Consider the following 26,242-nt stretch of genomic DNA (forward strand, 5'->3'; position numbering starts at 1 on the left):
CGAGGTCACCACTCGATGCCCTTCTGGCCCTTCTGGCCCACGTCCATCGGATGCTTGACCTTGGACATGTCGGTGACGAGGTCCGCGAAGTCGACCAGCTTCTCCGGTGCGTTCCGCCCGGTGATCACCACGTGCTGGGTGCCGGGCCGGTTGCGGAGCACGTCGACGACCTCGTCGGTGTCGACCCAGCCCCAGTGCATCGGGTACGCGAACTCGTCGAGCACGTACAGCTTGTACGTCTCGGCGGCCAGGTCCCGCTTGACCTGTTCCCAGCCCTCGCGGGCCTTCTCCTCGTTGGTCGAGTTGTCACCCTGGATGTCCCGCTGGACCCAGGACCAGCCCTCGCCCATCTTGTGCCAGGCCACGGTCCCGCCCTGCCCGGACGCCCCCAGCACCTTGAGCGCGTTCTCCTCGCCGACCTTCCACTTCGCCGACTTGACGAACTGGAACACCCCGATCGGCCACCCCTGGTTCCAGGCGCGCAGCGCCAGCCCGAAGGCCGCGGTCGACTTGCCCTTGCCGACGCCCGTGTGCACGACGACGAGGGGACGGTTGCGTCGCTGACGGGTCGTCAGCCCGTCGTCCGGTACGACACTCGGCTGTCCCTGCGGCATTACGCGGCCCTCCTCTGTACGTCCTTCACCAGCCCGGCGATCGAGTCCGCCCGCAACTCGTCGAGCGTCACCGCCGTACCGCCCAGCTCACCCGCGAGCAGCCCGGCGAGCCCCAGCCGCACCGGTCCCGACTCGCAATCCACGACCACCGAGGCAACCCCCTCGGCCGCGAACAGCCGGGCCGCCCGCCCGGCCAGCGCGACCGGCTCAGGACCACCCGTGGCCCGCCCGTCCGTCACCACGAGCACGAGCGCCCGCCGCGCCGGATCCCGCAGCCGCTCCACCCGCAACACGTCGTGCGCCTTCAGCAGCCCGGCGGCCAGCGGCGTACGGCCCCCGGTGGGCAGCGACTCCAGCCGGGCCGCCGCCGCGTCCACCGACGAGGTCGGCGGCAGCGCCACCTCGGCCGCCGAGCCCCGGAAGGTCACGAGGCCCACCTTGTCGCGCCGCTGGTAGGCGTCCAGCAGCAGCGACAGCACGGCGCCCTTCACCGCGCTCATCCGCTGCCGGGCCGCCATCGACCCGGAGGCGTCCACCACGAACAGCACGAGGTTGCCCTCGCGCCCCTCCCGGGTCGCCTGCCGCAGATCGTCCCGGCGCACCACGAGCCCGGGCCCCGACCGCCCGCGCGCCCGCTGATGAGGCGCCGCCGCCAGCACGGTCGCCGCCAGGTGCAGCTTGGTAAGCGTGCCCTGGGGCCGCCGGGCCCCGGTGGTCCGCCCGTGCTGCGTCCGTGCCCGCGAACGCCGCCCGGCGGCGCCGTCACCGAGCCCGGGCACGGTCAGCACCTTCGTACGGAAGGGATCGGAGGCGCGTGCGGGAGTCTGCTCACCGGCTCCTGAGGTCTGCGACGGCCCGCTCTCACCGGACTCGGCCTGCGCCGGCGTGTCACCGTCGCCCGCCGGACCGTCCTGCGGCGGCCGGCCGCCGCCCCCGCCGGGTCCGTCCGGATCCGGGTCGTCGTCCTCCCCGGAATCCCCGGAATCCCCGGAATCCCCGGAATCCCCGGAATCCCCGGAATCCCCGAACTGCTCCAGCGTCTCGTCGAGCTTGTCCTCGTCGAGGCCCGGCGCGTCGAAGGGGTTCCGCCGCCTGCGGTGCGGCAGCGCGAGCAGCGCTGCCTGTCGTACGTCCTCGGCGAGCACGTCGGTCCGCCCGGCCCAGGCGGCCAGCGCGGTCGCCGTACGCGCCATCACGATGTCGGCGCGCATGCCGTCCACTTCGAACGCGGCACAGGTCGCGGCGATCTGCCGCAGCGCCCCGTCCCCGAGCCGCACGGACGGCAGCAGCTCGCGCGCGGCCACGATGCGGGCCCGTACGGTGGCCTCCTCCTCGGCCCAGCGCGCCGCGAAACCGGCGGGGTCGTCGTCGTAGGCGAGCCGCCGCCGGACGACCTCCACGCGCTGGTCGGGTTCGCGGGAGGCGGCGACCTCGACCGTCAGCCCGAACCGGTCGAGCAACTGCGGCCGCAGCTCGCCCTCTTCGGGGTTCATGGTGCCGACGAGCAGGAAACGCGCGGCGTGCCGCACGGAGACGCCCTCGCGCTCGACGTACGAGGCGCCCATCGCGGCGGCGTCCAGGAGCAGGTCGACCAGGTGGTCGTGGAGGAGGTTGACCTCATCCACGTACAGGATGCCGCGGTGGGCGTCCGCGAGCAGGCCCGGCTCGAACGCCTTCACGCCCTCCGCCAGCGCCCGCTCGATGTCGAGGGCGCCCACGAGCCGGTCCTCGGAGGCCCCGACGGGCAGTTCGACCATGCGCGCGGGACGTGTTGTACCGGCCCCAGGCTCGTGCGGCCCGTCCGGGCACGACGGATCCGGCGCCGCCGGATCGCACGAGAAACGGCACCCGGGGACGACCGCCACCTGAGGCAGCAGCGCGGACAGGGCGCGCACGGCCGTCGACTTGGCGGTGCCCTTCTCGCCGCGCACCAGCACACCGCCGACCGCCGGCGAGACCGCGTTCAGCAGCAGCGCGAGCCGCAGGTCGTCCTGCCCGACGACGGCCGTGAACGGAAACGGGGTACTCACTTCTCGTCGCCCTCCAGGTCGCCTTCCAGCTCCAGATAGGTGGCGCGCAATCGCTCCAGCGTGTCCGCGTCCGGCTCGGCCCACAGGCCACGGTCGGCGGCCTCCAGGAGCCGTTCCGTGATGCCGCGCAGCGCCCACGGGTTGGACTTCTTCATGAAGTCGCGGTTCTCGGCGTCGAAGACGTACTCCGCGCTGAGCTTCTCGTACATCCAGTCGTCGACGACCCCGGCCGTGGCGTCGTACCCGAACAGGTAGTCGACGGTCGCCGCCATCTCGAAGGCGCCCTTGTAGCCGTGGCGCCGCATGGCCGCCATCCAGCGCGGGTTGACCACGCGGGCGCGGAAGACACGGTGGGTCTCCTCACCGAGGGTGCGGGTCTTGATCTGGTCGGGTACGGCGCTGTCACCGACGTACGCCTCGGGGGACGCACCGGTGAGGTGCCGCACCATGGCGACCATGCCGCCGTGGTACTGGAAGTAGTCGTCCGCGTCGACGAGGTCGTGCTCGCGGGTGTCGACGTTCTTCGCGGCGACGGCGATGCGCTTGAACGCCGTCTCCATGTCCCCGCGCGCCGCCCGTCCGTCCAGCCCGCGCCCGTACGCGTAGCCGCCCCACACCGCGTACACCTCGGCGAGGTCGGCGTCGGAGCGCCAGTTGCGCGCGTCGATCAGCGGCAGCAGACCGGCGCCGTACGCACCCGGCTTGGAGCCGAAGACACGGGCCGTGGCGCGCCGCCGGTCGCCGTGCTCGGCGGTGTCCTCGTCGGCGTGTGCCTTCACGAAGTTCTTCCCGGCGGGCTCCTCCAGCTCGGCCACCGCGCGCACCGCGTCGTCGATCAGCCCGACGACGTGCGGGAACGCGTCCCGGAAGAACCCGGAGATACGGACCGTGACGTCGATACGGGGGCGGCCCAGCTCCTCCAGCGGGACCACCTCGAAACCGGTCACGCGGCGCGAGGCGTCGTCCCAGACGGGGCGGCAGCCGAGCAGGGCCAGGATCTCGGCGATGTCGTCGCCCTGGGTGCGCATCGCGGAGGTTCCCCATACCGTCAGGCCGACGGACCTCGGGTACTCGCCGGTGTCCTGGAGGTAGCGGGCGACCAGCGAGTCGGCGAGCGACTGACCGACCTCCCAGCTCAGGCGGGACGGAATCGCCTTGGGGTCGACCGAGTAGAAGTTGCGGCCGGTCGGCAGGACGTTGACCAGGCCGCGGGTCGGGGAGCCGGACGGGCCCGCCGGGACGTAACCGCCGTCCAGCGCCTTGAGGATGTGGCCGATCTCGTCGGTGGTGCGGGCGAGACGCGGCACGACCTCCGTGCACGCGAACTCCAGCACCGCTACGGCGTCGGCGAGTTCGGTGCCCGTCACCTCCCGCACGAGAGCACCGCTCTCGGAGGCCGCCCAGCCGCGCGCCTCCATTCCCTCCGCGATCCGCCGGCACAGCTGCTCCAGCAGGTCGATCGCGTCCGCCGCCGTACGGGACGGGCCTTCCACCAGGTCCGTCAGCTCCACCGGCACCTTCACCGGAGCGCCGGGCTCCGCCAGCAGCTCCTTCTCCACCAGGCCGAAGTGCTCAGCGAGCGCGGCCCGCAGACCGGGCAGCGCGTTCGCCTGCCCGCCCCACACCTGTGAGGCGCGCAGCACGGCGAGCACCAGGTTGACACGGGGCTCGCCGACCGGGCCGCCGCCCAGGATGTGCAGGCCGTCGCGGATCTGCACGTCCTTGATCTCGCACAGATAGCCGTCGATGTGCATGACGAACTCGTCGAACTCGTCGTCGTCGGGCTGCTCGTGCACGTGCAGGTCGTGGTGGAGCTCGGCCGCCTTGACCAGCGTCCAGATCTGGGCGCGCACGGCCGGTGCCTTCGCCGGGTCCAGGTCGGAGACCAGCGCGTACTCGTCGAGGAGCTGCTCCAGCTTGGCCAGGTCGCCGTAGGTGTCGGCACGCGCCATCGGCGGTACGAGGTGGTCGACCACGGTGGCGTGGCCGCGCCGCTTGGCCTGGGTGCCCTCGCCGGGGTCGTTGACGATGAAGGGGTAGATGAGGGGCAGGTCGCCGAGGACGGCGTCCGGCGCGCACCCCCTGCCGAGACCAAGGCCCTTGCCGGGCAGCCACTCCATCGTCCCGTGCTTGCCCATGTGGACGATCGCGTCTGCGCCGAAACTGTTCTCCAGCCAGCGGTAGGCCGCCATGTAGTGGTGCGACGGCGGCATGTCGGGGTCGTGGTAGATCGCGATCGGGTTCTCGCCGAAGCCGCGCGGCGGCTGGATCATGACCACGACGTTCCCGAACTGCAGCGAGGCGAGCACGATGTCGTCGCCGTCGACGTACAGCGAGCCCGGCGGCTCACCCCACGCCTCGGTCATGGCGTCCCTCAGCTCCGGGTCGAGCTTCTCGAACCACGCCCGGTAGTCGGCCAGCGGCACGCGCGCGGGGGCGGCCGCCAACTGCTCCTCGGTCAGCCATTCCACGTCGTGACCACCGGCCTCGATGAGGCGGTGGATCAACTCGTCGCCGCCCGCCGGGTACTCGGTCAGGCCGTATCCCGCGTCCCGCAGCGCGTCCAGCACCCGTACCGCCGACGCGGGCGTGTCCAGGCCGACCGCGTTGCCGACCCGCGAGTGCTTGGTCGGGTACGCGGTGAAGACGAGCGCGATCCTCTTCTCCGCGTTCGGCTTGTGCTTGAGCCGCGCGTGGCGCACGGCGATCCCGGCGACCCGCGCGGCCCGCTCCGGGTCGGCGACGTACACCGGGACGTCGGCGCCGTCGTCGTCGATCCGCTCCTTGAACGAGAACGGGACCGTGATCAGACGGCCGTCGAACTCCGGGATGGCGACCTGCATCGCCGCGTCCATGGGGGACAGGGCGGCGTCGGACGCCTCCCACGCGGCGCGCGAGGAGGTCAGGCACAGCCCCTGCAGCACCGGGACGTTCATCTCGGCCAGCGCGCCGATGTCCCAGGACTCCTCGTCGCCACCGGCCGACGCCTGCGAGGCGTGCGTGCCGCCGGCCGCGAGGACCGTGGCCACCAGGGAATCGGCCTTGGCGAGGATCTCGTACAGCCCGGCGTCGGCGCCGCGCAGCGAACCGCAGAACACGGGGAGGGCGTTGGCCCCCTGCGTCTCGATCGCGTCGCACAGGGTGTCCACGAAGGCGGTGTTGCCGCTGAGTTCGTGGGCCCGGTAGAAGAGCACGCCCACGGTCGGGCGGCCCTCGGTGAACGGGCGCTCGCCGTGTACGCCGTACTCCGGCATCTTCCGCGGCTCGTCGAAGCCCTCACCGGTCAGCAGCACCGTGTCGGACAGGAACCGGGCGAGTTCGGTGAGGTTGGCGGGGCCGCCCTCGACCAGGTACTTCAGCGCCTCCGCCACGACACCGGCCGGTACGGAGGACTCGGCCATCAGCTCGGCGTCGGGGACGGCCTCCCCGCCGAGCAGCACGGTCGGGATGCCGGACGCCTTCAGCCGGGCCAGCCCGTCCTCCCAGGCGCGCTTGCCGCCGAGCAGGCGCACGACGACGATGTCCGCGCCCTCGATCAGTCCCGGGAGCTCCTCGGCGACGTCCACCCGGGTCGGGTTGCCGATCCGGTAGGGCGCGCCGGAGGCACGGGCCGCCAGCAGATCGGTGTCGGCGGTCGACAACAACAACACTGTGCTCATGCGGGCGCTCCCGGGGGGATGAAAGGCAGTCCTTGCGGCGCGCCCGACTCGATGAGCCGCCACAGCGCGTCCGTGTCCGCGTGCTGTTCGATCAGGTCGCCGAGCCGGTCGAGCTGCTCCTCGCGCAGCGCGGCGAACGACGTGTCGGGGGCCGGCACGAAGCGGCGCTCCGCGGCGGCGGCCACCTCGCGCAGGAAGGCCCGCCGGAAGCCGTCCGACTCCAGGGACCCGTGCCAGTGGGTGCCCCAGGTCTGTCCGACCCGGCAGCCGTCGAGGAAGGGTGTGCCGCCGGTGATGTCGGCGACCCCGTGGTGGATCTCGTACCCCTCCACGGACTCGCCGAGGGCTTCCCCCGCCGGCCGGGTGAGGGTCTTGTCGCGGGCGAACCGCACCCGCACGGGCAGCACTCCGAGCCCGTCCACGTGCCCCCTGCGGCTCTCCACCTCGTCCTCGATGTGCTCGCCGAGGATCTGGAAGCCGCCGCAGACGCCGAGGATCGGCCGCCCCTCAGCGGCCCTTCGGACGAGGGCGTCCGCGAGGCCGCGCTCGCGCAGCCACTCCAGGGCGCGGACGGTTCCCCGGGTCCCCGGGATCACCACGAGGTCCGCGTCCGCCAGTTCCTCCGGCCGGTCCACGAACCGGACGACCACACCCGGCTCGGCGGCCAGCGCGTCCACGTCCGTGAAGTTGGACATGAGAGGGATGGCGCAGACGGCGACGCGCAGCACGTCCTCGCCGACGGGGGCGGTCACCTCGGACTCGCGGACCGCGCCCCGCAGGGACACCCTGAGCCCGTCCTCCTCGTCGATCCCGAGCCCGTGCCGGAACGGCAGGACGCCGTAGGTGCGCCGCCCGGTGAGGTCCCGCAGCATGTCGAGGCCCGGTTCCAGCAGGCTGACGTCCCCGCGGAACTTGTTGACCAGGAATCCGGCGACGAGTTCCTGGTCCTCGGGGGAGAGCAGCGCCACCGTCCCGAAGAAGGACGCGAAGACGCCGCCGCGGTCGATGTCACCGACGACGAGGACGGGCAGCCGGGCGTTGCGGGCGATGCCCATGTTCACGATGTCGGTGCGCCGCAGGTTGATCTCCGCCGGACTGCCGGCCCCCTCACAGATCACCGCGTCATACGTGCCCCGCAGCTCGGCCAGGCAGTCCAGCACGGTGCCGAGGAGCCGCTGCTGCCGCCCCCCGTGGTACCCGCGCGCGCTCAGTTCACCGACCGGCTTGCCCAGCAGCACGACCTGGCTGCTCTGCTCGCCACCCGGCTTGAGCAGCACGGGGTTCATCAGCGCGGTCGGCTCGACGCGGCACGCCTGGGCCTGCATGGCCTGCGCCCGTCCGATCTCTGCGCCCTCTCGGGTGACGAAGGAGTTCAGAGACATGTTCTGCGCCTTGAACGGCGCGACCTTGACCCCCCGCCGTACGAGCCAGCGGCAGATCCCGGCGGTGACGACGCTCTTGCCGGCGTCGGAGGTGGTACCGGCGACGAGGAGTCCGCCGCTCATGACGTCCGTCCCTTCGCGAGAAGCCTTCGGGCCACCAGGCGCCCGGCGACCGTGATGCCGAGCGCGAGCCCGCCCACGCGCCGGGAGAGCCGTACGGCCCGCTCGATGTCGTCCGTACGGACGGCGCGCCCCGCCGTGTTGAGCACGGGCCGGTGCTCCACGCGCCCCCCGTACGACAGCGTCCCGCCCAGCCGCACGCCCAGGGCCCCCGCGAACGACGCCTCCACGGGCCCGGCGTTGGGGCTCGGGTGCTTCGCGGCATCGGCACGCCAGGCCCGCACCGCGCCCCGCGGGTCGGGCCCCGCCGCTGCCGCGAGAACGGCCGTGAGTCGTGCCCCCGGCCATCCCGCGATGTCGTCGAGGCGTGCCGAGGCCCATCCGTAGCGCCGGTAACGGGGCGACTTGTGCCCGACCATGGCGTCGAGCGTGTTGACGGCGCGGAAACCCACGAGACCGGGCACCCCGGCGACCGCTCCCCAGGTGAGCGCGCCCACCACGGCGTCGGAGGTGTTCTCGGCGACGGACTCGACGACCGCCCGGGCGATCCCGTCCGCGTCCAGCGCCTGCGGATCGCGCCCGCACAGATGCGGCAGCCGGGCGCGCGCGGCATCGACGTCCCCCGCCTCCAGGGCGCGCCCGATGGCGCGTGCCTCCCGGGCGAGCGACGTGCCCCCGACCACGGCCCAGGTGGCGGCGGCGGTCAGGGCCGTGGCGGCGGTACGGGAGGGACGTACGGCGGACGCGGCGAGCGCCGCCACTGTCACGGCGCCCCCGGCGCAGACGGCGGTGTGCAGCGCGCCCCACCCGCGGTGGTCCCGCCACAACACCCGTTCCACGGCCGCCGCGGCCCGCCCGAACGCGGCGACCGGATGCCCGCGGCGTGGATCGCCCAGCAGGTGGTCACCGAGGAGACCGGCGGCGGCGCCGTACGCGAAGACGCGATCGGCACCCATCGGCTCAGCCGACCGTGCGGTCGGACAGAACCCGGTGACAGAACCTCAATCGGCAGCCGCGCATGGCGATATGTCCTCACTCAGGGTGTCCACGCCCTGGTTCGACGAGACCGGCGGCGAGAGTTCCTGGCTCCCGGGGAGTTCTTCCCCGGTGACAGTGGCGGGACCGCGCCGGACTCGCACCGGCTTCCTCTCCTGCCGCCGTACTGGCTCCGGCAGTCCACCACGCGCCCAGAACAGCCGTCAACTTGCTCTTGACCTGCGACGCTGCGGTGTGCCGAGTCCCACACCACTGAAATCGCGTCAGTTGCCCGAATCACGCCTTTCGTTGTGAAGTGGCGGTCGAAGTGGGCGGTCCAGGGGCGCGCGTTCCGGCGCGTGACTCGAAACGGCGCACCGGTCCGGTGCTCGTCTTTCGCCGTACGGCGGGGTGTGCTTTGCTGGCCGAACTCGAGAAACCCGGCAGTGGACGGCGTCCGAGCGAACCGTCCAGAGGACGGGAGGGACCCACATGGGGGACAGGGCCAAGGAATTCTCGGCAGGCGCGGGAGGTCCCCACGCGCCGCATCTCTCGCTGGCGGCGGCGGCTCCGCTGGCACTCTTCTCCCTGACGACGGGGATGTTCGCGGTCGGCATCGGTGCCCTGGCGGCGCTGCTGGTGCCCGGAACCCCGGCGCGGGCCCTCGTGTGGCTGGTGGTCACCCTCGTGGCCGCCGCCTGCGCGGGGCTGTGGTGGGGCCTCACTCCGGTCACGGAGCGTCTCCGTGTCCTGGGCCGGGCGACGGCGGCTGTCCGGCAACGCGACTCGCGAACCCCTTGACCCCTTTACTCCGGGAACGTGGGAAACCCCCGCAGCGACATCGCTGCGGGGGTGACTCGCAGCGACAGCGCTGCGGGGTGATTCCGAAGTGCTCCGGCCGTCAGGCGACGATCAGATGGATCCCGTACGCGACCGCCGCCGCGCACGCAGCGAAACAGGCGTAGGCGCCGGTGGCCGCCAGGGCGGCCGTGCCGCCCCGGGCCGCGTCCTTCTTGGTGAGGCCCACGACGCCCAGGGTGAACAGGGCCACCAGGGCCACGGTGACTCCGAGGCTGACGCCGAAGACGGAGCCGAGGGCTGCCCAGTCGATCTTCATGAGTGGTGATTCCTTAAACCGTGGCGGCGGGGGCCGGCTCAGCGGAGGGGCCGGCGTCCGGAGCCGGGATCGTGGCCTGCAGGTCGGTGGTGGCGTCCGTGTCCGCCGGGGCGGTGCCGGGCGCCGCGCTGTCGGCCGCGGCGGCGTCGGCCGCGGCGACGGGGCCCGCCGGGGGCGGGATGACCGCCGCGATCGCCGCGGTGACGACGCCCGCGGGCTCCGTCTCGACGTCGTTGACGTTGTCCACCGTGACCGGCTTGCGGCGCGAGAGCGTCCAGATGACACCGGCGCCGGCGACCAGCAGCACGCCGGTGGCGACCGTGCCCCAGGTGCCCTGCTTGGTGAGGAGTTCGGCGCCCGCGCCGACCAGGCCGGCCGCCGGGAGCGTCAGCACCCACGCGGTCAGCATCCGGGTCGCGGTGGACCAGCGGACCACGCCGCCCTTGCGGCCGAGGCCCGCGCCCATGACGGCGCCGGAGCAGACCTGGGTGGTGGAGAGCGAGAAGCCGAGGTGCGAGGAGGCGAGGATCGCGGTCGCCGCGCTGGTCTGGGCGGCGAAGCCCTGCTGCGGCGCCAGGTCCGTCAGGCCCTTGCCGAGGGTGCGGATGATGCGCCAGCCGCCCAGGTAGGTGCCGAGCGCGATGGCCAGGCCGGCCGAGACGATGACCCAGGTGGGAGGGTTCGAGCCGGGGGCGAGGACACCGCCGGTGACCAGGGCCAGCGTGATGATGCCCATCGTCTTCTGCGCGTCGTTCGTGCCGTGGGCCAGGGAGACCAGCCCGGCCGAGGCGATCGACCCGGCGCGATAGCCCTTCGCGGTCGCCTTCTCGTCGGCGCGGCTGCCGATCACGTACGACAGGCGCGTGGCGAGCATCGAGGCGAGGCCCGCCACGAGCGGCGCGGCCACCGCGGGGATCAGGACCTTGGTGACGATCGTCGAGCCGTTCACCGCGGACCAGCCCGCCGAGGTGACGGCGGCACCGATCAGACCACCGAAGAGAGCGTGGGAGGAGCTGGAGGGCAGACCGAGGAGCCAGGTCAGCAGGTTCCACAGGATGGCGCCCACCAGGGCGGCGAAGATCACTTCGACGCGTATGCCCTGTTCGTTGATGATGCCGCCGGAGATCGTCTTGGCGACCTCGACGGACAGGAAGGCGCCGAGGAGGTTCAGCGCGGCGGACATCGCCACCGCCGTCTTGGGCCTCAGGGCGCCGGTCGAGATGGTCGTCGCCATCGCGTTGGCTGTGTCGTGGAAACCGTTCGTGAAATCGAACACGAGAGCGGTGACGATCACGATTCCGAGGAGGAGCGTGATGTGTTCCATTTACCCAGGCTTCTGTGGGAGGTCAGTGGCTGTTGGACCGTAGGCAACCTGGGTGAACGGAAGATGAACTGAGACCGGCTGGAGGGTGTACCGATCAGCGTATTTGCGTTCCGCTTGTGGTCGGCCGACGGGGGGCGCAGCCTCGAACGAAGCTGGAATTCAGGCCTCCGGAAGCCTTGGCGTGCCTCAGGGGGCCGCGCCGGGCTCTCCGTCGGCTCGTCGCGAACCGCTTCAGTCGGTCCCGGGGCCCGTTGAAGAGATTTCGGTCACCCTCCGGGCTCCCGTGGTCGGGTACCGCCTCCCGGGGGAGGTACGTCCGTATATGCGTCCTTACGGCCCCGTGGCTCCCGGCCCACAGGTGCGCCGGGCCATCCCCGCGCGGACCCCGCCTGGCAGGATCGCGGCATGGCCGATCAGCGACATGACGCAGGGGACGCCCGGGAGGCCGTACGGCAGGGGCAGGGGCGGGGGCCGGGTGAGGCGGAGGAGGTGGCGCGGGCCTGGGACCAGCTCGTCGCGACGGCCCGCCGCACGGTCGCCGACGGACTGGTCGTCGGCACCTCCGGCAACGTCTCCGTACGCGTCGGTGACACCGTGCTGGTCACCCCCACCGGAGTGCCGTACGAGCGGCTGACGCCGGGCGACGTGGTCGGAGTCGATCTGGACGGACGACAGGTGCTCGGCACGCTGCGCCCGACCAGCGAGCTGCCCATGCACCTGGCCGTCTACCGCACGACGGACGCCCGGGCCGTCGTGCACACCCACGCCCCCGACGCCACGGCCGTCTCCACGCTCGTACGGGAGCTGCCGCTGATCCACTACATGGCCGCCGCGCTGGGAGGTGCGGTGCGGGTCGCCCCCTACGCGACCTACGGAACCCCCGAGTTGGCCGAGAACATGCTCCGCGCCCTGACCGACCGCAGCGCCTGCCTGCTGCAGAACCACGGCACCGTCGCCCACGGTGCCTCGCTGGACCAGGCCTACGACCGCACGGCCCAGCTGGAGTGGATGTGCCGCGTGTGGCTGACGGCGTCGACCGTGCCGGGCCTCACCCCGCACCTGCTCAGCCGGGAGCAGGTGGCGGAGGTAGGGGAGCGGTTGCGGGGGTACGGGCAGCATCAGGGGTTCACGAACCCCTAGTGGACCGGCCGGCCGGGGCGCCTTGCGGCGCGCCCCGTGGGTGACACCACGCCCTTCTCCCCACTGGCCGGGGGCGGGCTGCACCGGGAGACTGGATGGATGCGCACTGTCAAAGCGGCGGCCGCAGCCGTCACCGTAGCCATCGCCGCGGGCGCCGCCGGCGTCGCCGCGGGCCGCTTCGCCAGCGACGCCGCGCTGAAGGCACCGCCGGGGCGTCCGCTGCCCACGGAACCCCGCCTCACCGTGCACTCCCTGGCGGCCGGCCGGATCGCCCTCACCCGCGACCTGGCCTCCCGGCGGCCCGGCACCTACGGGCTGACCGGTGACGGCTCGCACGCGGTCGTCGGGCCGGTCCTGGACTCCGCCCCGCACACCGTCGACACGGTCGTACGCCGACTGGAACGCGTCACGCACGGCACGCTCGAGCCCGGTGACAAGGTCTGGCTCACACCCGCCCTGTACACCGGTGACCCCGGGACCGCCCTCGGTCTCGAGTACACCGACGTGGAGGTGCCCGGCGAACTCGGAACCCTGCCCGCCTGGTTCCTGCCGGGCGCCCGCGACACCTGGGTGATCACCGTGCACGGGCTCGGCACCACCCGGGAACACCCCATGAACGTCCTGGGATTCCTGCAGCGCCACCACTTCCCGGTCCTCGACATCGCCTACCGCGGCGACCCCGGGGCGCCGCGCTCGCCGGACGGTCTGAACCATCTCGGCGAGACCGAGTGGCGCGACGTGGACGCCGCGATCCGCCACGCGGTGCGGGCCGGGGCCGAGCGGGTCGTGCTGCACGGCTGGTCCACCGGCGCCGCCATGGCGCTGCACGCCGCCGCCCACTCGGCGGTGCGCGAGCGGGTATCCGGGCTCGTCCTGGACTCACCCGTCCTCAGCTGGGAGGTCACGCTGCGCGCCCTGGCCGCAGCCCGCCGCACCCCCGGAGCCCTGCTGCCGCTGGCCGTCCGCGCCGCGCAGGGCCGCACCGGTGTGCACGGAGACCGCACCCGGAAGGCGGCGGACCCGCAGCACCTCAAGGTGCCGGTTCTGATCTTCCACGGGCCCGACGACACCATCGCCCCCTGGGGCCTTTCACGCCGTCTCGCCGAGCGGCGCGCGAACCTCGTCACCCTGCACACGGTGGAGAACGCCCCGCACGGCGCCATGTGGAACGCCGACCCCGAGGCCTACGAGGAGGCCATGCGGCGCTTCCTCACGCCGTTGATGTGACGGTGCCGACGCAACGGCCCCGCCGACGGGCACACAGCTGCGGCGCCCTTTCGCGCCCTCTTCCGCTTAGCCCACCCGACCAGCGCTGCCCCCCTTCCCAGCGCCTCTGAGGCCCCTCTCGCCGGCTCCCGTCGGCGTCCCTCGAGGCATTCCGTTTGGGTTTTCGGACCGTCAACCGGAAGACTGCACCCGTGACGTCCCGTATTCCGCGCGACTCCAGGCTCCGACTCGTCCGACCGCGGCCGCTGGCCGCCGCCCCCCGAGCGGTGACCCAGCGCCGCACGCGCCGCCCCGCACCCAGGCCGCCGGAGGGCACGCCGCCGCCCGCGGAACTGGCGAAAATGGCCCGCGCCCGCCTGGCCGGCGCGGCCCGTGTCGCCCACTGGGCCGACGCCACGCTCGGGCCCGGCCGCGAGGGTGCGGCCCCCGACGGCAAGGGCACCCTGTCCGACGCCACCGCGGAACGGGCGGCCGCCGACCTCGGCCTGACCGCCGCTCAGGTGCGCGCCGACTGGGACACCGCGCGCCTGGCCGGCCTCGTCGAGGTGCACGGCGACAGCGCCCGCCCCGGCTGGCGGCTGCGCGCCTGGGACCGGGACGACTCTGCCGTACTGCGCGGCTGGGTCGCCCTCTTCGACGCCTGGTCGCTCGCCTGCCCCGAGCCGGCGGACCGCGAGCACGCCGCCGTCGCCGAAGTCGTCTCGGCCATGCCCCAGGTGCTCTCCTTCCTCCAGCTGTCCGCCGGGCCCGTCCCCGTCGAGCAGCTCCTCGACCTGCTCCAGCAGCGGGTCACCGAACTGCGCACCGAGCGCTGCGAGGTCCCCTACGGACCCCAGCCCGAGCCCGTCGTGCCGCCGGTCCCGGACCCCGCCGACGAGTCCGAGCTGGCCCCCCTGCTCGCCTGGGCCCTCGACGCGCTGGCCTACGTCGGCGCCCTCACCTGCGCCGACGGGCAGGCCACCCTCACCCCGCTCGGCAGCTGGGCGGTGTGGGTCAAGCTGGAGCAGATCTGCGTCGCCGCGCAGAGCCCCGCCGGGAACATCGAGCAGAACGCCGAGGACATGCTCCGCGGCTGCGCCCAGCTCCGCCCGAACGCGGCCCGTGCCGAGTACCGCGCCTGGCTGGCCGCCCGCCCCGTCGGCAGCGCCGTCACCGAACTCCTCGACGCCGCGCGCGGCGAGGACGCCCTGCTGCGCGGGCTGGCCTTCGAGGCGCTGCGCGTGGTCGGCGCGCCCGCAGAGCCCGAGGTGCGCCGCGCCGCCGAGGAGACCACGCTGCGCCCCTACGCCCTGCTCTGGCTCGCCGAGCACGACGGCGCCGACCCGGAGGACGCCCACGAGGTGCTCACCCGCGAGGAGGCCACCTGGCTGTGGGTCGACACCGCCGCCGCCGTCGCCGACCACGGTGAGGCCCCGCTCCTGGTCCGCCACCTGGAGTCCGCCGTGCAGGCCACCGTGCCCGCGCTGCTCGACGAGGTGCGCGCGGTCGGACACCCCCGTACCGTCCAGGTCCTGGTCGCGCTCGCCGCGGCCCACCCGGACCCGGCGCTCGCCAAGGCCGTGCGCCGAGCCGCCTTCCAGGTCCACACCGGGGGCAGCTGACCCTCCTCGAACAGTGGCCGTCAGGCGGCTGTCTCGGGGGCGTACGTGCCAAAGCTCCAGATGTTGCCCTCGGCGTCCCGGGCCATGTAGTCCCGTGATCCGTAGTCCTGGTCGGTCGGGGGCATCAGGATCTCCGCGCCGTGCTCCACGGCCCGCTGGTGGTGTGCGTCGACGTCGTCCACCACGACGTACACCCCGCAGGGACCGGACCCCTTCATCGCCTCGTCGAAGGGGCCGCCGCGGCCCTTCGAACCCAACATCACCACGCCGTTGCCCTGCACCAGCTCGGCGTGCAGCACCGATCCGTCCTCGCCCTCGTAGACCGACAGCTCCGTGAAACCGAAGGCCTCCGTGAGCTGCCTGATCGCCGCCTTCGCGTCCGCGTACAGCAGCGTCGGGCAGATGCTCGGTCGCCTGCCGTCCATGCCCGCCATCGCCGTCACTCCTTCCGGTGTCCGGCCCGAATCCCGGCCTGTCGCTCAGTCTCGCACCGGCCACCGACAACGCGGCGGACGACGGGAGTTCGACGACAGGGCCTGGCGCCGGGAGTGCCAGCCTCGCACCGCCCCACCGCATGACGCCGGGCCGTGGTCCCAACGGGGGACGGACCGGCCGCGTCGCGCCCCCGTGTGCCGCGTCGGCGCGTACCATCCGCGCCGCGTAGTGAACCTCACACCACCGCCGTCACGCTGCCGCGAAGACGGACGTCACCAGCCCGGGACGCCGCGTGCGGAAAAAGTGCTTGCACCGCCCCGTTAGACTGGGGCCCATGGCCATTCTCCTCGCGCATTAGACGGCGGGAACGTCCTCAGCCGCCCATCCCGCCACCGTCCCGCCCAGGAGTCTGTCCGTGATCTCCGCCTCCGGCATCGAGCTGCGCGCCGGTGCCCGCATCCTCATCGAGAACGCCACCTTCCGCGTCACCAAGGGCGACCGCATCGGCCTCGTCGGCCGCAACGGCGCCGGGAAGACCACCCTCACCAAGGTCCTCGCCGGCGAGGGCATCCCCGCCGCGGGCACCGTCACCCGCTCCGGCGAGGTCGGCTACCTCCCGCAGGACCCGCGCACCGGCGACCTCGACGTCCTCGCGCGCGACCGCATCCTCTCCGCGCGCGGCCTGGACGTCCTGATCCGCAAGATGCGCGAGAACGAACAGCGCATCGCCTCCGGCAAGGGGTCCACCCGCGAGAAGGCCCTGCGGCAGTACGAGCGCCAGGAGACCGAGTTCCTCACCAAGGGCGGCTACTCGGCCGAGGCCGAGGCCGCCACCATCGCCGCCGCGCTCAACCTGCCCGACCGGGTGCTCAGCCAGCCCCTGCACACGCTCTCCGGCGGTCAGCGCCGCCGCATCGAGCTGGCCCGCATCCTGTTCTCCGACGCGGACACCCTGCTCCTCGACGAGCCGACCAACCACCTGGACGCGGACTCGATCATCTGGCTGCGCGACTACCTGAAGACCTACCGCGGCGGCTTCATCGTCATCTCGCACGACGTCGACCTGGTCGAGACGGTCGTCAACAAGGTGTTCTACCTGGACGCCAACCGCGCCCAGATCGACGTATACAACATGGGCTGGAAGCTCTACCAGCAGCAGCGCGAGGCCGACGAGAAGCGCCGCAAGCGGGAGCGCGCCAACGCCGAGAAGAAGGCCGCCGCGCTCAACGCCCAGGCCGACAAGATGCGCGCCAAGGCCACCAAGACGGTCGCCGCGCAGAACATGGCCCGCCGCGCCGAGAAGCTGCTGGCCGGCCTGGATGAGGTCCGCCAGCAGGACAAGGTGGCCAAGCTCCGCTTCCCCGAGCCGGCCCCCTGCGGCAGGACCCCGTTGATGGCGGAGGGGCTGTCGAAGTCGTACGGCTCCCTGGAGATCTTCACCGACGTCGACCTGGCCATCGACAAGGGCTCCCGGGTCGTGATCCTGGGCCTCAACGGCGCGGGCAAGACCACCCTGCTGCGCCTGCTCGCGGGCGTCGAGCAGCCCGACACCGGCAAGGTCGTCCCCGGTCACGGCCTCAAGCTCGGCTACTACGCGCAGGAGCACGAGACCCTCGACCCGGACCGGACGGTGCTGGAGAACATGCGCTCCGCCGCGCCCGACATGGACCTGGTCGAGGTCCGCAAGGTGCTCGGCTCGTTCCTGTTCTCCGGTGACGACGTCGACAAGCCCGCCGGCGTTCTGTCCGGCGGCGAGAAGACCCGTCTGGCCCTCGCCACCCTGGTCGTCTCCTCCGCGAACGTGCTGCTCCTCGACGAGCCGACCAACAACCTCGACCCGGCCAGCCGCGAGGAGATCCTCGGCGCGCTGCGCACCTACAAGGGCGCGGTGGTCCTCGTCACGCACGACGAGGGCGCGGTCGAGGCGCTCCAGCCGGAGCGGATCATCCTGTTGCCGGACGGTGTCGAGGACCTGTGGGGCGCGGACTACGCCGACCTCGTCACGCTCGCCTGACGGCACCGCGCCGGGCGGTCAGGGGCGCTTGATCGAACGGCTGATCCACTGCGTATGGATCATTCGGCCGATCCGTGATCCATCATCTGTGTGAGATCTCCTCGTACCAGGGTGTGTCCTGCACCTATTCGACTGCCGAGCCGCTCCGTGGGGCGGGCTCGGCCGTCGCGCGGCGCTGACCTGGTGATTCCCCGATGAACCCGTTCGGGTGTACGGACGCGACCGGGCGGAATACCGGATTCCACTCGTGGGGATGTGCTCCTGTCGTCACAACCTTGTCGCACGGACCTTGCCGAATGGGTGGCCATCGCGCCCCGGAGGGGTGATCATGAGGAGACCAGAGCGCACTTCCCATGAGGAGGCACGGGTGGCCGAGACTCTGAAGAAGGGCAGCCGGGTGACCGGCGCCGCGCGCGACAAGCTCGCGGCAGACCTGAAGAAGAAGTACGACTCCGGTGCGAGCATCCGAGCGCTGGCCGAGGAGACCGGCCGCTCGTATGGCTTCGTTCACCGGATGCTCAGCGAGTCGGGCGTCACGCTCCGAGGGCGTGGCGGGGCGACGCGGGGCAAGAAGGCCCAGTCGGCCTGACGCCGGGCGGCCCATCGGCTTCGGTGGTGGCCACCCGGTCGGTCAGGCGACCGGCCGGGTGGTTACTGTGCAGTCACTTAGGATGCCGTGCCACGGCATCCGCTGCTGACCGCACCCATCGGAGGCGCCCCATGGCTTCGCTCGACCCGGTACTCGACAAGGACGGCGTACGGCTCACCGTCGACGAGGCGATCGCCACGGTGACGCTGACCAACCCGGCCAAGCGCAACGCGCAGAGCCCCGCTCTGTGGCGGGCGCTGACGGAGGCCGGGCGGGCGCTGCCCGGTTCGGTCCGCGTGGTCGTGCTGCGTGCCGAGGGTCAGTCGTTCTCGGCCGGGCTGGACCGTCGGATGTTCGCGCCCGAGGGGATCGAGGGGGAACCGACCTTCATCGACCTCGCTCGCAGCGGCGACGCGGAGCTGGACGCCACCATCGCCGGGTACCAGGAGGCGTTCACCTGGTGGCGGCAGAGCGACATCGTGTCCGTCGCCGCCGTCCAGGGGCATGCGATCGGAGCGGGGTTCCAGCTCGCCCTCGCCTGTGACCTGCGCGTCGTCGCCGATGACGTGCAGTTCGCCATGCGGGAGACGAGCCTGGGCCTGGTACCGGACCTCACCGGCACGCATCCGCTGGTGGGCCTGGTCGGCTATGCCCGCGCGCTGGAGATCTGCGTGACGGGCCGTTTCGTCGGGGCCGAGGAAGCCGTGACCACCGGGCTCGCGAACATCGCCGTATCGCGCGACCAGCTCGATGAGGCGGTAGGGGACCTGGCGAGCGCCCTGCTCGCGGCGCCCCGCGACGCCGTGATCGAGACCAAGGCACTGCTGCGCGGCGCGCAGGAGCGGACCTACGAGGCCCAGCGCGCGGCGGAACGGGCCGCCCAGGCCCGGCGGCTGCGGGATCTGGCCGGCGTCGGCGAATAGACGTACCCCGAACCAGGCCCGCGAGGCGCGGGCCTGGTGGCTCTGCCTGCCTGGGTACGCCTGCGGCGCGTTCGGCGTCGACCCGGCGCCGTCGGTCGGCTGAGGGGGGCCGGGCGCCGGCCCGAGGTCCGTGCGCCGACCGCACGCGGCTCAGAAGCCGTGGAGCGCCCCGCCGTCCACCGGGACCATGATGCCCGTCAGGTACGACGCCGCCGGGGACAGCAGGAACGCGGCCGTGCGGCCGAACTCCTCCGGGGTGCCGTACCGGCGCAGCGGGATGCGGGACTCGTTGGCCGCGCGGGCCGCCTCCGGGTCGGGGGACAGGGCGTCCAGCTCGCGCACCCGGTCGGTGTCGATGCGGGCCGGGAGCAGGCCGACGACCCGGATGCCGCGCGGGCCCAGCTCGTCCGCGATGGACTTGGCGAAGCCCGCGAGACCGGGGCGCAGCCCGTTGGAGATGGTCAGGCCCGGGATCGGCTCGTACACGGAACCGGACAGCACGAACCCGACGACGCCGCCCTCGGTCAGCTCCGCGGCGGCCCCGCGCGCCAGCCGCACCGCGCCCAGGAACACCGACTCGAACGCGGCCGTCCACTGCGCGTCCGTGTTGTCGGCGACCCCTCCGGTCGGCGGCCCGCCGACGCTGATCAGGATGCCGTCGAAGCCGCCGAAGTGCTCACGCGCCGTCGCGATCAGCCGGACCGCCGCCTGCGGGTCGGAGTTGTCGGCGGCCACGCCCACGGCGTTCGCGCCCAGTTCCGCCGCCGCCTCCTCGGCGCGCTTCCCGTCGCGGCCGGTGATCACCACCTTCGCCCCGTCGGCGACGAGTTCCCGCGCGGCCGCGTTGCCCAGTCCGCGGGTCGCCCCGGTGACGACGTACACCCGGTCCTTCAGTCCAAGATCCATGGCCCCTATCCTGCCTTCTCGCCCCCGTCCAGGGCGAGGGCGGTCCCCACCAGGCCGAGATGGCTGAACGCCTGCGGGAAGTTGCCGAGCTGCCGACCGGTCACCGGGTCGTACTCCTCGGCGAGCAGACCGACGTCGTTGCACAGCCCGACCAGCCGCTCGAACAGCTCCCGGGCCTCGTCCGTGCGGCCGGTGAGGTGCAGGGCGTCCGCGAGCCAGAACGAGCACGCGAGGAACGCGCCCTCCTCGCCCGGCATCGGATCCACGTCCGTGTCCCGCGGGTCGTACCGGAGCAGGAGACCGTCGCGGGACAGCTCCGCGCGCACCGCGTCGATCGTTCCGGTCACCCGCGGGTCGTCCGGCGGCAGGAACCCGACGAGCGGGATCTGCAGCAGCGAGGCGTCCAGCGCCCGTGAGCCGTAGTACTGGGTGAACGTGTTCCGCTCGGGGTCGTACCCCCGCTCGCACACCTCCCGGTGCACCTCCTGCCGCATGGCCCGCCAGCCCTCCAGGTCGCCGTCGAGGTGCGGGTGCTCCTCCAGGGTGCGCACGGCGCGGTCGGCGGCCACCCAGGCCATCACCTTCGAGTACACGAAATGGCGGCGCCGCCCGCGCACCTCCCACAGTCCCGCGTCCGGTTGCCGCCAGGCCGTCCGCAGGAACTCCAGCAGCGCGCACTGCACCCGCCACATGTGCGGTCTGACGGGCAGACCCGCGCGGCGAGCCACCGACAGGGAGTCGATGACCTCGCCGTACACGTCCAGCTGGAACTGCCTCACCGCGTCGTTGCCGACCCGGACCGGCGCCGAACCGTGGAAACCGGGCAGCCACGGCAGCTCGTACTCGGGCAGCCGCCGCTCGCCCGAGATGCCGTACATGATCTGCAGGTCCGCCGGGTTCCCGGCGACCGCGCGCAGCAGCCAGTCACGCCATGCCTCGGCCTCCTCGTGGTAGTCGGCCGCCAGCAGGGCCTGCAGGGTGAGCGTGGAGTCGCGCAGCCAGCTGTAGCGGTAGTCCCAGTTGCGTACGCCGCCCAGGGACTCCGGCAGGGAGGTCGTGGCGGCCGCGACGATACCGCCGGTGGGCGCGTAGGTGAGCGCCTTGAGGGTGATCAGGGAGCGGACCACGATGTCCCGGTGCGGGCCGCGGTAACGGCATCGCGCCGCCCACGCGCGCCAGTCCTCGACACTGCCGTCCAGCGCCTCGAACGGGGCGACGAGGGCCGGGCGGGGCTCGTGCGAGGGATGCCAGGTCAGGACGAAGGCGACCTTGTCCCCTTTGCCGACCGTGAACTCGGAGTGAGTGGCCAAGTCCTTGCCCCAGGTGCGCACGGGGGGTTCACTGCGCAACCACACCGAGTCCGGCCCTGCCACGGCCACCCGGTGACTGTCGCTCCGCCGCATCCACGGCACGATCGAGCCGTAGTCGAAGCGCAGCCGGAGCTCACCGTGCACCGTGACCCGGCCGTCCAGGCCCTCGATGACGCGTACGACGTCGGGGGCGCGGTCGCGCTGGGGCATGAAGTCGGTGACGCGGACCGTGCCCTCCGGGGTGTCCCAGTCGGAGTCGAGGACGAGGGTGTCGGGACGGTAGGCGCGGCGCGTGCACAGGTGGGCGCCCCTGGGCGCGATCCTCCAGTGGCCGTGCTCCTCGGTGCCGAGCAGCTTGGCGAAGCAGGCGGGCGAGTCGAAGCGGGGCAGGCACAGCCAGTCGATGGAGCCGTCCCGGCCGACCAGGGCGGCGGTCTGCTCGTCGCCGATGAGTGCGTAGTCCTCGATCCGCGGGTGCACGGGGAGCGGGTTCCCGATGGGATGAGGGGGCAATCAGGGGGTGGGCCGGGGGAGTGCCGCCGCGTGGTGCGTACCGCTGTCCATGCTCGTGGCGCCCAAGCCGGAGAAGATCGCCGACGCCACCGGACCCGAGCCGACACCGGCCGGGGTCACACCGTGGCCGGTGTCGGCTCCTCGCTCGTCTCCTGCGCCGCCTTCGCCCGCTCCCGGGCCTCGCGGCGGACCAGGATCACCCAGCCGAGGGGGACGCCCGCCGCGAACAGCCACCACTGGACCGCGTACGGCAGATTGATGTCGCCGAGGCCGATCCAGCTGCTGTCCTCCTTGGGCGACGGGATCAGCTGGGGGCTGCCGCCCTTCGGGGCGGGGGAGACCAGTTCCACGTAGCCGCCGAGCATCTCCTTGGCGGAGGTGTCGCCCGCGTCGCGCAGCAAAGCGCCGACCTGCTCGCTGTTGATCAGCATGATCTGGCGGTCGGGCAACCCCTTGAGGTTCTTGATGCCGCTCGCGGCCGTCGTCTCGTCCTGCATCAGCCGACCGGTGACCGTGATCTCGCCCTGGGCGGGTGCCGGGATGTTCGGGAAGGCGGTCTGCGAGGCGGGGGAGTCGATCCAGCCCCGGTTGACGAGGAGTGTCCTGCCGTCGTTCAGCACGAAGGGAGTCAGGACGTGGTAGCCGACCTCGTTGTCCGAGTTCGTACGACGGCGCACCACCAGTTCGTGCGCCGTGTCGAAGTGGCCCTTGGCGGTCACCCGGCGGTAGAGGTCCTCGTGCCGGACGGTCCCGCCCACCGAGGTGAGCGACTCGGCGGGCACGGGCGGCGCCGCCAGGGATTCGTTGATCAGCTTGTTCAGCGACTGCCTGTGGTCGTGACGGTGCAGCTGCCAGAAACCCAGCCTGATCATCGTGGGGATGAGCAGGAGAGCCACGAGGGTGAGGATCACCCACTGCCGGGACAACAGGAAGCGGTACACCCCACGACGGTACATCTCGGACCGGGCCGCGCCCGCACGGGGGTGCCTCAGACCCGGTCGACGATCCCCACCTGCCCCTCCGCGCGGGCGCAGTGCGCGCCGCAGTACCAGTGGCCGTCGACGTCGACGCCCTGGCCGATGATCTGGACGCGACAGTGTTCGCAGATGGGCGCCATACGGTGGATGGCGCAGGCGAAACAGTCGAAGACGTGCACCGCGCCCTGCGCGTGCACCTCGAACGTCATGCCGTAGTCGTTTCCGCAGACCTCGCAACGTGCCATGCGCCACAGCGTGGGGCGTCGCCGTCACGCGGGCGAGTGAGCGCCGGGCGAGTCGCGCGGCAATCACCCGTCCGTACGGGTCACTCCGCCGACGGTAGGGGTCACTCCGGCGACGCGGGCTCCACGTCCCGCAGCAGTTGCCCGAACGCGGCCTCGTCGATCACCGGTGTCCCGTACTGCCGCGCCTTCACCGTCTTGGACGTGCCCGAGTCCGGGTCGTTGGTGACGAGCAGGCTGGTGAGCCGGGACAGGCTCGTCGCCACGTGCAGCCCCGCCTCGACGGCGCGGTCCTCCAGCAGCTCCCGCTCGACCGAGGTGTCCCCGGAGAACGCCACCCGCATGCCCTGCTTGAGCCGCTTGCCTTCCTCGTACCGCCCCGGGTTGGGGTAGGGGCAGGCGGGGCGCCTGCGGGAGGGGCGCCAACTGCTCGGGCGGTAGCCCCCGGAGGACTGGCGGGGCACGGTGGGGGCGGCGGACCACTCCGTCAGCGGGCGGCACTCCAGCAGTGGCAGCCGTACACCGTCCCGGGCGGCGGCGTGCAGACTGGGCCGGAACGTCTCGGCCAGCACCCGCGCGTCGTCCAGCGCGTGGTGCGCGCGCTGCTGGACCACCCCGAAGTGTGCGGCCAGCGTCTCCAGCTTGTGGTTGGCCAGCGGCAGGCGCAGCTCCTTCGACAGCGCGATGGTGCACAGCCGCTGACGGACCGGCGCCTCGCGCTCCGCGCGCGCGTACTCCCGGGCGATCATCTGCCAGTCGAAGACCGCGTTGTGCGCGACGAGCACGCGGCCGTCGAGCCGGGCCGCGAACTCCTCGGCGATGTCCTGGAACAGGGGCGCCCCTTCGAGGGCCTCGCTCGTCAGACCGTGGATCCACACCGGGCCCGGGTCGCGCTCCGGGTTGACCAGCGTGTACCAGTGGTCCTCGACCTCGCCGCGAGCGTCCAGCCGGTAGACGGCGGCCGAGATGATCCGGTCGTCCCGGGCCAGGCCGGTGGTCTCCACGTCGACGACCGCGTACCCCTCCGGGTACGCGGCCGGCCAGGCGGCCGGGGACGCTGCGGTCGTAGGGTCTTCGAGCATGGTCACTGAGGATACGGGCCACGACTGACAGCCCCACGCCCCCACCCACGACCCGCGGTCCCATCGCGCCGGGCGCACAACCCTTGAGCCGCCTTGCACCAGTTGACGACACCGTGGCTGAGCTCCCGTCAGGGGAGCCGGTGACGGGCGCGCCCGGGGTGCCGTCCGCCTCAAGAGGTGCCATCCTCCCCGTGTGATGGAACCCACGCACGACGAGGCACACGACGGCGCCCTCGGCGCGCGGCTGAACTGGCTGCGGGCGGCGGTGCTCGGCGCGAACGACGGCATCGTGTCCACGGCGGGCCTGGTGGTCGGCGTCGCCGGGGCGACGACGGACCGCGGCACGCTGCTGACGGCCGGCCTCGCCGGGCTGCTGGCCGGCTCCATGTCGATGGCGGCGGGCGAGTACGTGTCCGTGTCGACCCAACGGGACTCGGAGCAGGCGGCGCTGGCCCTGGAGAGGCGGGAACTCAAGGAGCAACCGGAGGCCGAGCTCGAGGAACTGGCGGAGATACTGGAGCAGCGCGGCCTGTCCCCGGACGTGGCCCGCGAGGCCGCGGTGCAGTTGACGGCACGCGACCCCCTGCGCGCCCACGCGCGCGTGGAACTCGGCATCGACCCCGACGAGCTGACGAACCCCTGGCACGCGGCGTGGGCGAGCTTCCTGGCGTTCACGGTGGGGGCGCTGCTCCCGCTGCTGGCGATCGTGCTGCCACCGGCCGGGGTGCGCCTGCTGGTGACGGTCGCGTCCGTCCTGGCCGCGCTCGTCATCACCGGCTGGACGAGCGCCCGCCTGGGCGCGGCGAAGCCGGGACGGGCCGTGGTCCGCAACGTACTGGGCGGCGCGTTGGCGATGGGGATCACCTATGCCGCAGGGACGTTGCTGGGGGCGGCGGGGGTGTGACCCGGCCATCGGCCACCGCGCCGCCGACGCTCCATGTCCTGCGGCCTCCCAAGGACGCTCGCCACAGCCGGCGGGTCATGACCAGCGGATGGGGAGCGGCAGCGCCGTCAACAGGCCCGAGACCGCGACCACCAGGCCCAGCACCACCAGCTCCGCCCGCGCGGGCACACAGGCGCCGAGCGGGTCGGCGGCGCGCCGCAGCCGCAGCCGGGCGGCCAGGGCGAGCACGGCGACGACGGCCACCAGCAGCAGCTTCGCGAGCAGCGTGCGGCCGTACGCCGTAGTCGTCAACTGGTCGAGGACGGTGTCCGGCGGCATGCGGCGCAGCGAACTCCACACGCCCGTCGCGGTGATCGCGGCGAGCAGAACGGCCGCCACGCGCGCGTAGCGGCCCAGCAGAGCGGCGCCCGCCGCGGGAGCCGTGCGCCAGTGCGCCAGCAGCCGCAGGGCGTGCAGCAGACCGCCCGACCACAGCGCCGCACAGCCGAGGTGAACCAGCGTCAGGCCGGACCCGACCAGAGGGGAGTGCTCGGTGGCGGGGTGGGCGCGCAGCGCCTCGGCGACGACCACCGCGGTCAGCGGCCACACCTGGAGCGCCGCTCGGCGTGACAGTGCGCACAGCCAGGCCACGAGGAACGCGTTGACCTCCAGCAGGGCCAGCGCGCCGTCCCGGGTGCGGTACAGCCCGCCGACGTCGATCCGGGCGAGCCGGTCGGGGACCAGATTGCCGGTGGCGACGACCGAGGCGAGTCCCAGCGCCGCGACGAAACCCGCACCGGCCGCCCAGGGCGCCCAGCTGCGCGGCCCCTCCGCCACGGGCGCGCCCGGCGTCCGACGCGCCAGGCGGGCGACCAACAGCTCGCCCACGGGTATGCACAGCGCCGCGAACAGCACCGCGCGCAGCAGGCCGATGCCACCGGCCCCCGGCGCGGCCGCCTCACCCGTGCCGTGCAGTGCGGCCGAGGGGCCGAGCAGCGGCACCAGGGCGGCGGCCGTCACGAGGACGAGCGCGGCGACGGCCCGGCGGGCCGGGGGGCGCGGGACGGGCACGGCGACCGGGGCGGGCACGGGCGTCATGCCGGAGCCGGAGCCGGAGTCTGAGCCGTCGGGCTGGGCAGCGGGACGTATCGAGCTCACGTCAGGATCTTCGCCAGTCGC

General features: G+C 72.9%; 23 protein-coding genes and 1 riboswitch. Of the genes, 9 read left to right on the forward strand and 14 right to left on the reverse strand.

The window, feature by feature from the left end; translation table 11 throughout:
• Nucleotides 1–5: 5 nt before the first annotated feature.
• The 5 genes from cobO to ACZ7L1_RS04665 are packed head-to-tail and all read right to left on the reverse strand — an operon-like array spanning nt 6 to nt 8,761.
• Complete coding sequence (gene cobO / locus ACZ7L1_RS04645; protein WP_471434154.1) at nt 6–614, reverse strand: cob(I)yrinic acid a,c-diamide adenosyltransferase; 609 nt, start codon at nt 612–614, stop codon at nt 6–8.
• Entirely contained in the window at nt 614–2,644 is a 2,031-nt protein-coding gene (locus ACZ7L1_RS04650; protein ID WP_471434155.1) for a putative cobaltochelatase, read from the reverse strand. The genes cobO and ACZ7L1_RS04650 overlap by 1 nt, the downstream gene beginning before the upstream one ends.
• Nucleotides 2,641–6,303, reverse strand: coding sequence for a cobaltochelatase subunit CobN (gene cobN / locus ACZ7L1_RS04655; RefSeq protein ID WP_471434157.1), 3,663 nt, complete (start codon nt 6,301–6,303; stop codon nt 2,641–2,643). The genes ACZ7L1_RS04650 and cobN overlap by 4 nt, the downstream gene beginning before the upstream one ends.
• On the reverse strand, nt 6,300–7,808 hold the full coding sequence (locus ACZ7L1_RS04660) for a cobyric acid synthase (RefSeq protein WP_471434159.1): 1,509 nt from the start codon (nt 7,806–7,808) through the stop codon (nt 6,300–6,302). Before ACZ7L1_RS04660 ends, cobN begins: the two co-directional genes overlap by 4 nt.
• Nucleotides 7,805–8,761, reverse strand: coding sequence for a cobalamin biosynthesis protein (locus ACZ7L1_RS04665; RefSeq protein ID WP_471434160.1), 957 nt, complete (start codon nt 8,759–8,761; stop codon nt 7,805–7,807). The genes ACZ7L1_RS04660 and ACZ7L1_RS04665 overlap by 4 nt, the downstream gene beginning before the upstream one ends.
• A gap of 100 nt (nt 8,762–8,861) precedes the next feature.
• A riboswitch (cobalamin riboswitch) is annotated at nt 8,862–9,002 on the reverse strand.
• A 106-nt stretch (nt 9,003–9,108) separates the two neighbouring features.
• On the opposite strand from ACZ7L1_RS04665, the gene ACZ7L1_RS04670 reads away from it, so the two are divergent.
• Nucleotides 9,109–9,372, forward strand: coding sequence for a DUF397 domain-containing protein (locus ACZ7L1_RS04670; RefSeq protein WP_471434233.1), 264 nt, complete (start codon nt 9,109–9,111; stop codon nt 9,370–9,372).
• Nucleotides 9,273–9,581: a hypothetical protein gene (locus tag ACZ7L1_RS04675; protein ID WP_471434161.1), complete on the forward strand. Its 309-nt coding sequence runs from the start codon at nt 9,273–9,275 to the stop codon at nt 9,579–9,581. Before ACZ7L1_RS04670 ends, ACZ7L1_RS04675 begins: the two co-directional genes overlap by 100 nt.
• 100 nt (nt 9,582–9,681) lie before the next feature.
• Here ACZ7L1_RS04675 and ACZ7L1_RS04680 read toward each other — a convergent pair whose 3' ends face one another.
• Together ACZ7L1_RS04680 and ACZ7L1_RS04685 are read right to left on the reverse strand one after the other, a co-directional pair.
• The gene (locus tag ACZ7L1_RS04680; protein WP_471434163.1) at nt 9,682–9,897 is read right to left on the reverse strand and encodes a hypothetical protein; all 216 of its coding nucleotides are present in this window, start codon (nt 9,895–9,897) and stop codon (nt 9,682–9,684) included.
• 13 nt (nt 9,898–9,910) lie between these two features.
• Nucleotides 9,911–11,221, reverse strand: a complete 1,311-nt coding sequence (locus ACZ7L1_RS04685) for an inorganic phosphate transporter (RefSeq protein WP_471434164.1) — start codon at nt 11,219–11,221, stop codon at nt 9,911–9,913.
• Between the two features lie 405 nt (nt 11,222–11,626).
• Between ACZ7L1_RS04685 and ACZ7L1_RS04690 the strand changes: the two genes are divergently transcribed.
• From ACZ7L1_RS04690 to ACZ7L1_RS04700, 3 genes are all read left to right on the forward strand, one after another.
• The gene (locus ACZ7L1_RS04690) at nt 11,627–12,361 is read left to right on the forward strand and encodes a class II aldolase/adducin family protein (RefSeq protein WP_471434166.1); all 735 of its coding nucleotides are present in this window, start codon (nt 11,627–11,629) and stop codon (nt 12,359–12,361) included.
• Nucleotides 12,362–12,460: 99 nt separating this feature from the next.
• The gene (locus ACZ7L1_RS04695; protein WP_471434168.1) at nt 12,461–13,588 is read left to right on the forward strand and encodes an alpha/beta hydrolase; all 1,128 of its coding nucleotides are present in this window, start codon (nt 12,461–12,463) and stop codon (nt 13,586–13,588) included.
• A gap of 191 nt (nt 13,589–13,779) precedes the next feature.
• Entirely contained in the window at nt 13,780–15,189 is a 1,410-nt protein-coding gene (locus tag ACZ7L1_RS04700; protein WP_471434170.1) for a hypothetical protein, read from the forward strand.
• A gap of 20 nt (nt 15,190–15,209) precedes the next feature.
• Here the strand turns inward: ACZ7L1_RS04700 and ACZ7L1_RS04705 are convergent, their stop codons facing one another.
• Entirely contained in the window at nt 15,210–15,623 is a 414-nt protein-coding gene (locus ACZ7L1_RS04705) for a VOC family protein (protein ID WP_471434171.1), read from the reverse strand.
• Between the two features lie 416 nt (nt 15,624–16,039).
• On the opposite strand from ACZ7L1_RS04705, the gene abc-f reads away from it, so the two are divergent.
• The 3 genes from abc-f (at nt 16,040) to ACZ7L1_RS04720 (ending at nt 19,150) form a co-directional block, all read left to right on the forward strand.
• The gene (gene abc-f, locus ACZ7L1_RS04710; protein ID WP_471434173.1) at nt 16,040–17,638 is read left to right on the forward strand and encodes a ribosomal protection-like ABC-F family protein; all 1,599 of its coding nucleotides are present in this window, start codon (nt 16,040–16,042) and stop codon (nt 17,636–17,638) included.
• 367 nt (nt 17,639–18,005) lie between these two features.
• Nucleotides 18,006–18,227, forward strand: a complete 222-nt coding sequence (locus ACZ7L1_RS04715; protein WP_030578326.1) for a helix-turn-helix domain-containing protein — start codon at nt 18,006–18,008, stop codon at nt 18,225–18,227.
• 131 nt (nt 18,228–18,358) lie between these two features.
• On the forward strand, nt 18,359–19,150 hold the full coding sequence (locus tag ACZ7L1_RS04720) for an enoyl-CoA hydratase/isomerase family protein (protein WP_471434174.1): 792 nt from the start codon (nt 18,359–18,361) through the stop codon (nt 19,148–19,150).
• Nucleotides 19,151–19,300: 150 nt separating this feature from the next.
• Here the strand turns inward: ACZ7L1_RS04720 and ACZ7L1_RS04725 are convergent, their stop codons facing one another.
• The 5 genes from ACZ7L1_RS04725 to ACZ7L1_RS04745 form a co-directional block, all read right to left on the reverse strand.
• On the reverse strand, nt 19,301–20,056 hold the full coding sequence (locus ACZ7L1_RS04725; RefSeq protein ID WP_471434175.1) for an SDR family oxidoreductase: 756 nt from the start codon (nt 20,054–20,056) through the stop codon (nt 19,301–19,303).
• Nucleotides 20,057–20,061: 5 nt separating this feature from the next.
• A complete protein-coding gene (locus ACZ7L1_RS04730) occupies nt 20,062–21,846 on the reverse strand; it encodes a glycoside hydrolase family 15 protein (protein ID WP_471434176.1) in 1,785 nt (594 codons plus the stop codon).
• 149 nt (nt 21,847–21,995) lie between these two features.
• A complete protein-coding gene (locus tag ACZ7L1_RS04735; protein WP_471434177.1) occupies nt 21,996–22,820 on the reverse strand; it encodes an SURF1 family cytochrome oxidase biogenesis protein in 825 nt (274 codons plus the stop codon).
• 47 nt (nt 22,821–22,867) lie between these two features.
• Complete coding sequence (locus tag ACZ7L1_RS04740; RefSeq protein WP_103845200.1) at nt 22,868–23,101, reverse strand: hypothetical protein; 234 nt, start codon at nt 23,099–23,101, stop codon at nt 22,868–22,870.
• A gap of 101 nt (nt 23,102–23,202) precedes the next feature.
• Entirely contained in the window at nt 23,203–24,180 is a 978-nt protein-coding gene (locus tag ACZ7L1_RS04745; RefSeq protein WP_471434179.1) for a DEDDh family exonuclease, read from the reverse strand.
• Between the two features lie 193 nt (nt 24,181–24,373).
• Between ACZ7L1_RS04745 and ACZ7L1_RS04750 the strand changes: the two genes are divergently transcribed.
• Nucleotides 24,374–25,084 (forward strand): VIT1/CCC1 transporter family protein, encoded by a 711-nt coding sequence (locus tag ACZ7L1_RS04750; protein WP_471434181.1) that lies wholly within the window; start codon nt 24,374–24,376, stop codon nt 25,082–25,084.
• 75 nt (nt 25,085–25,159) lie between these two features.
• Here ACZ7L1_RS04750 and ACZ7L1_RS04755 read toward each other — a convergent pair whose 3' ends face one another.
• Entirely contained in the window at nt 25,160–26,161 is a 1,002-nt protein-coding gene (locus ACZ7L1_RS04755; protein ID WP_471434235.1) for a CopD family protein, read from the reverse strand.
• Nucleotides 26,162–26,242: the final 81 nt, after the last annotated feature.

This window comes from Streptomyces sp. NPDC107546 (genome assembly GCF_055639175.1).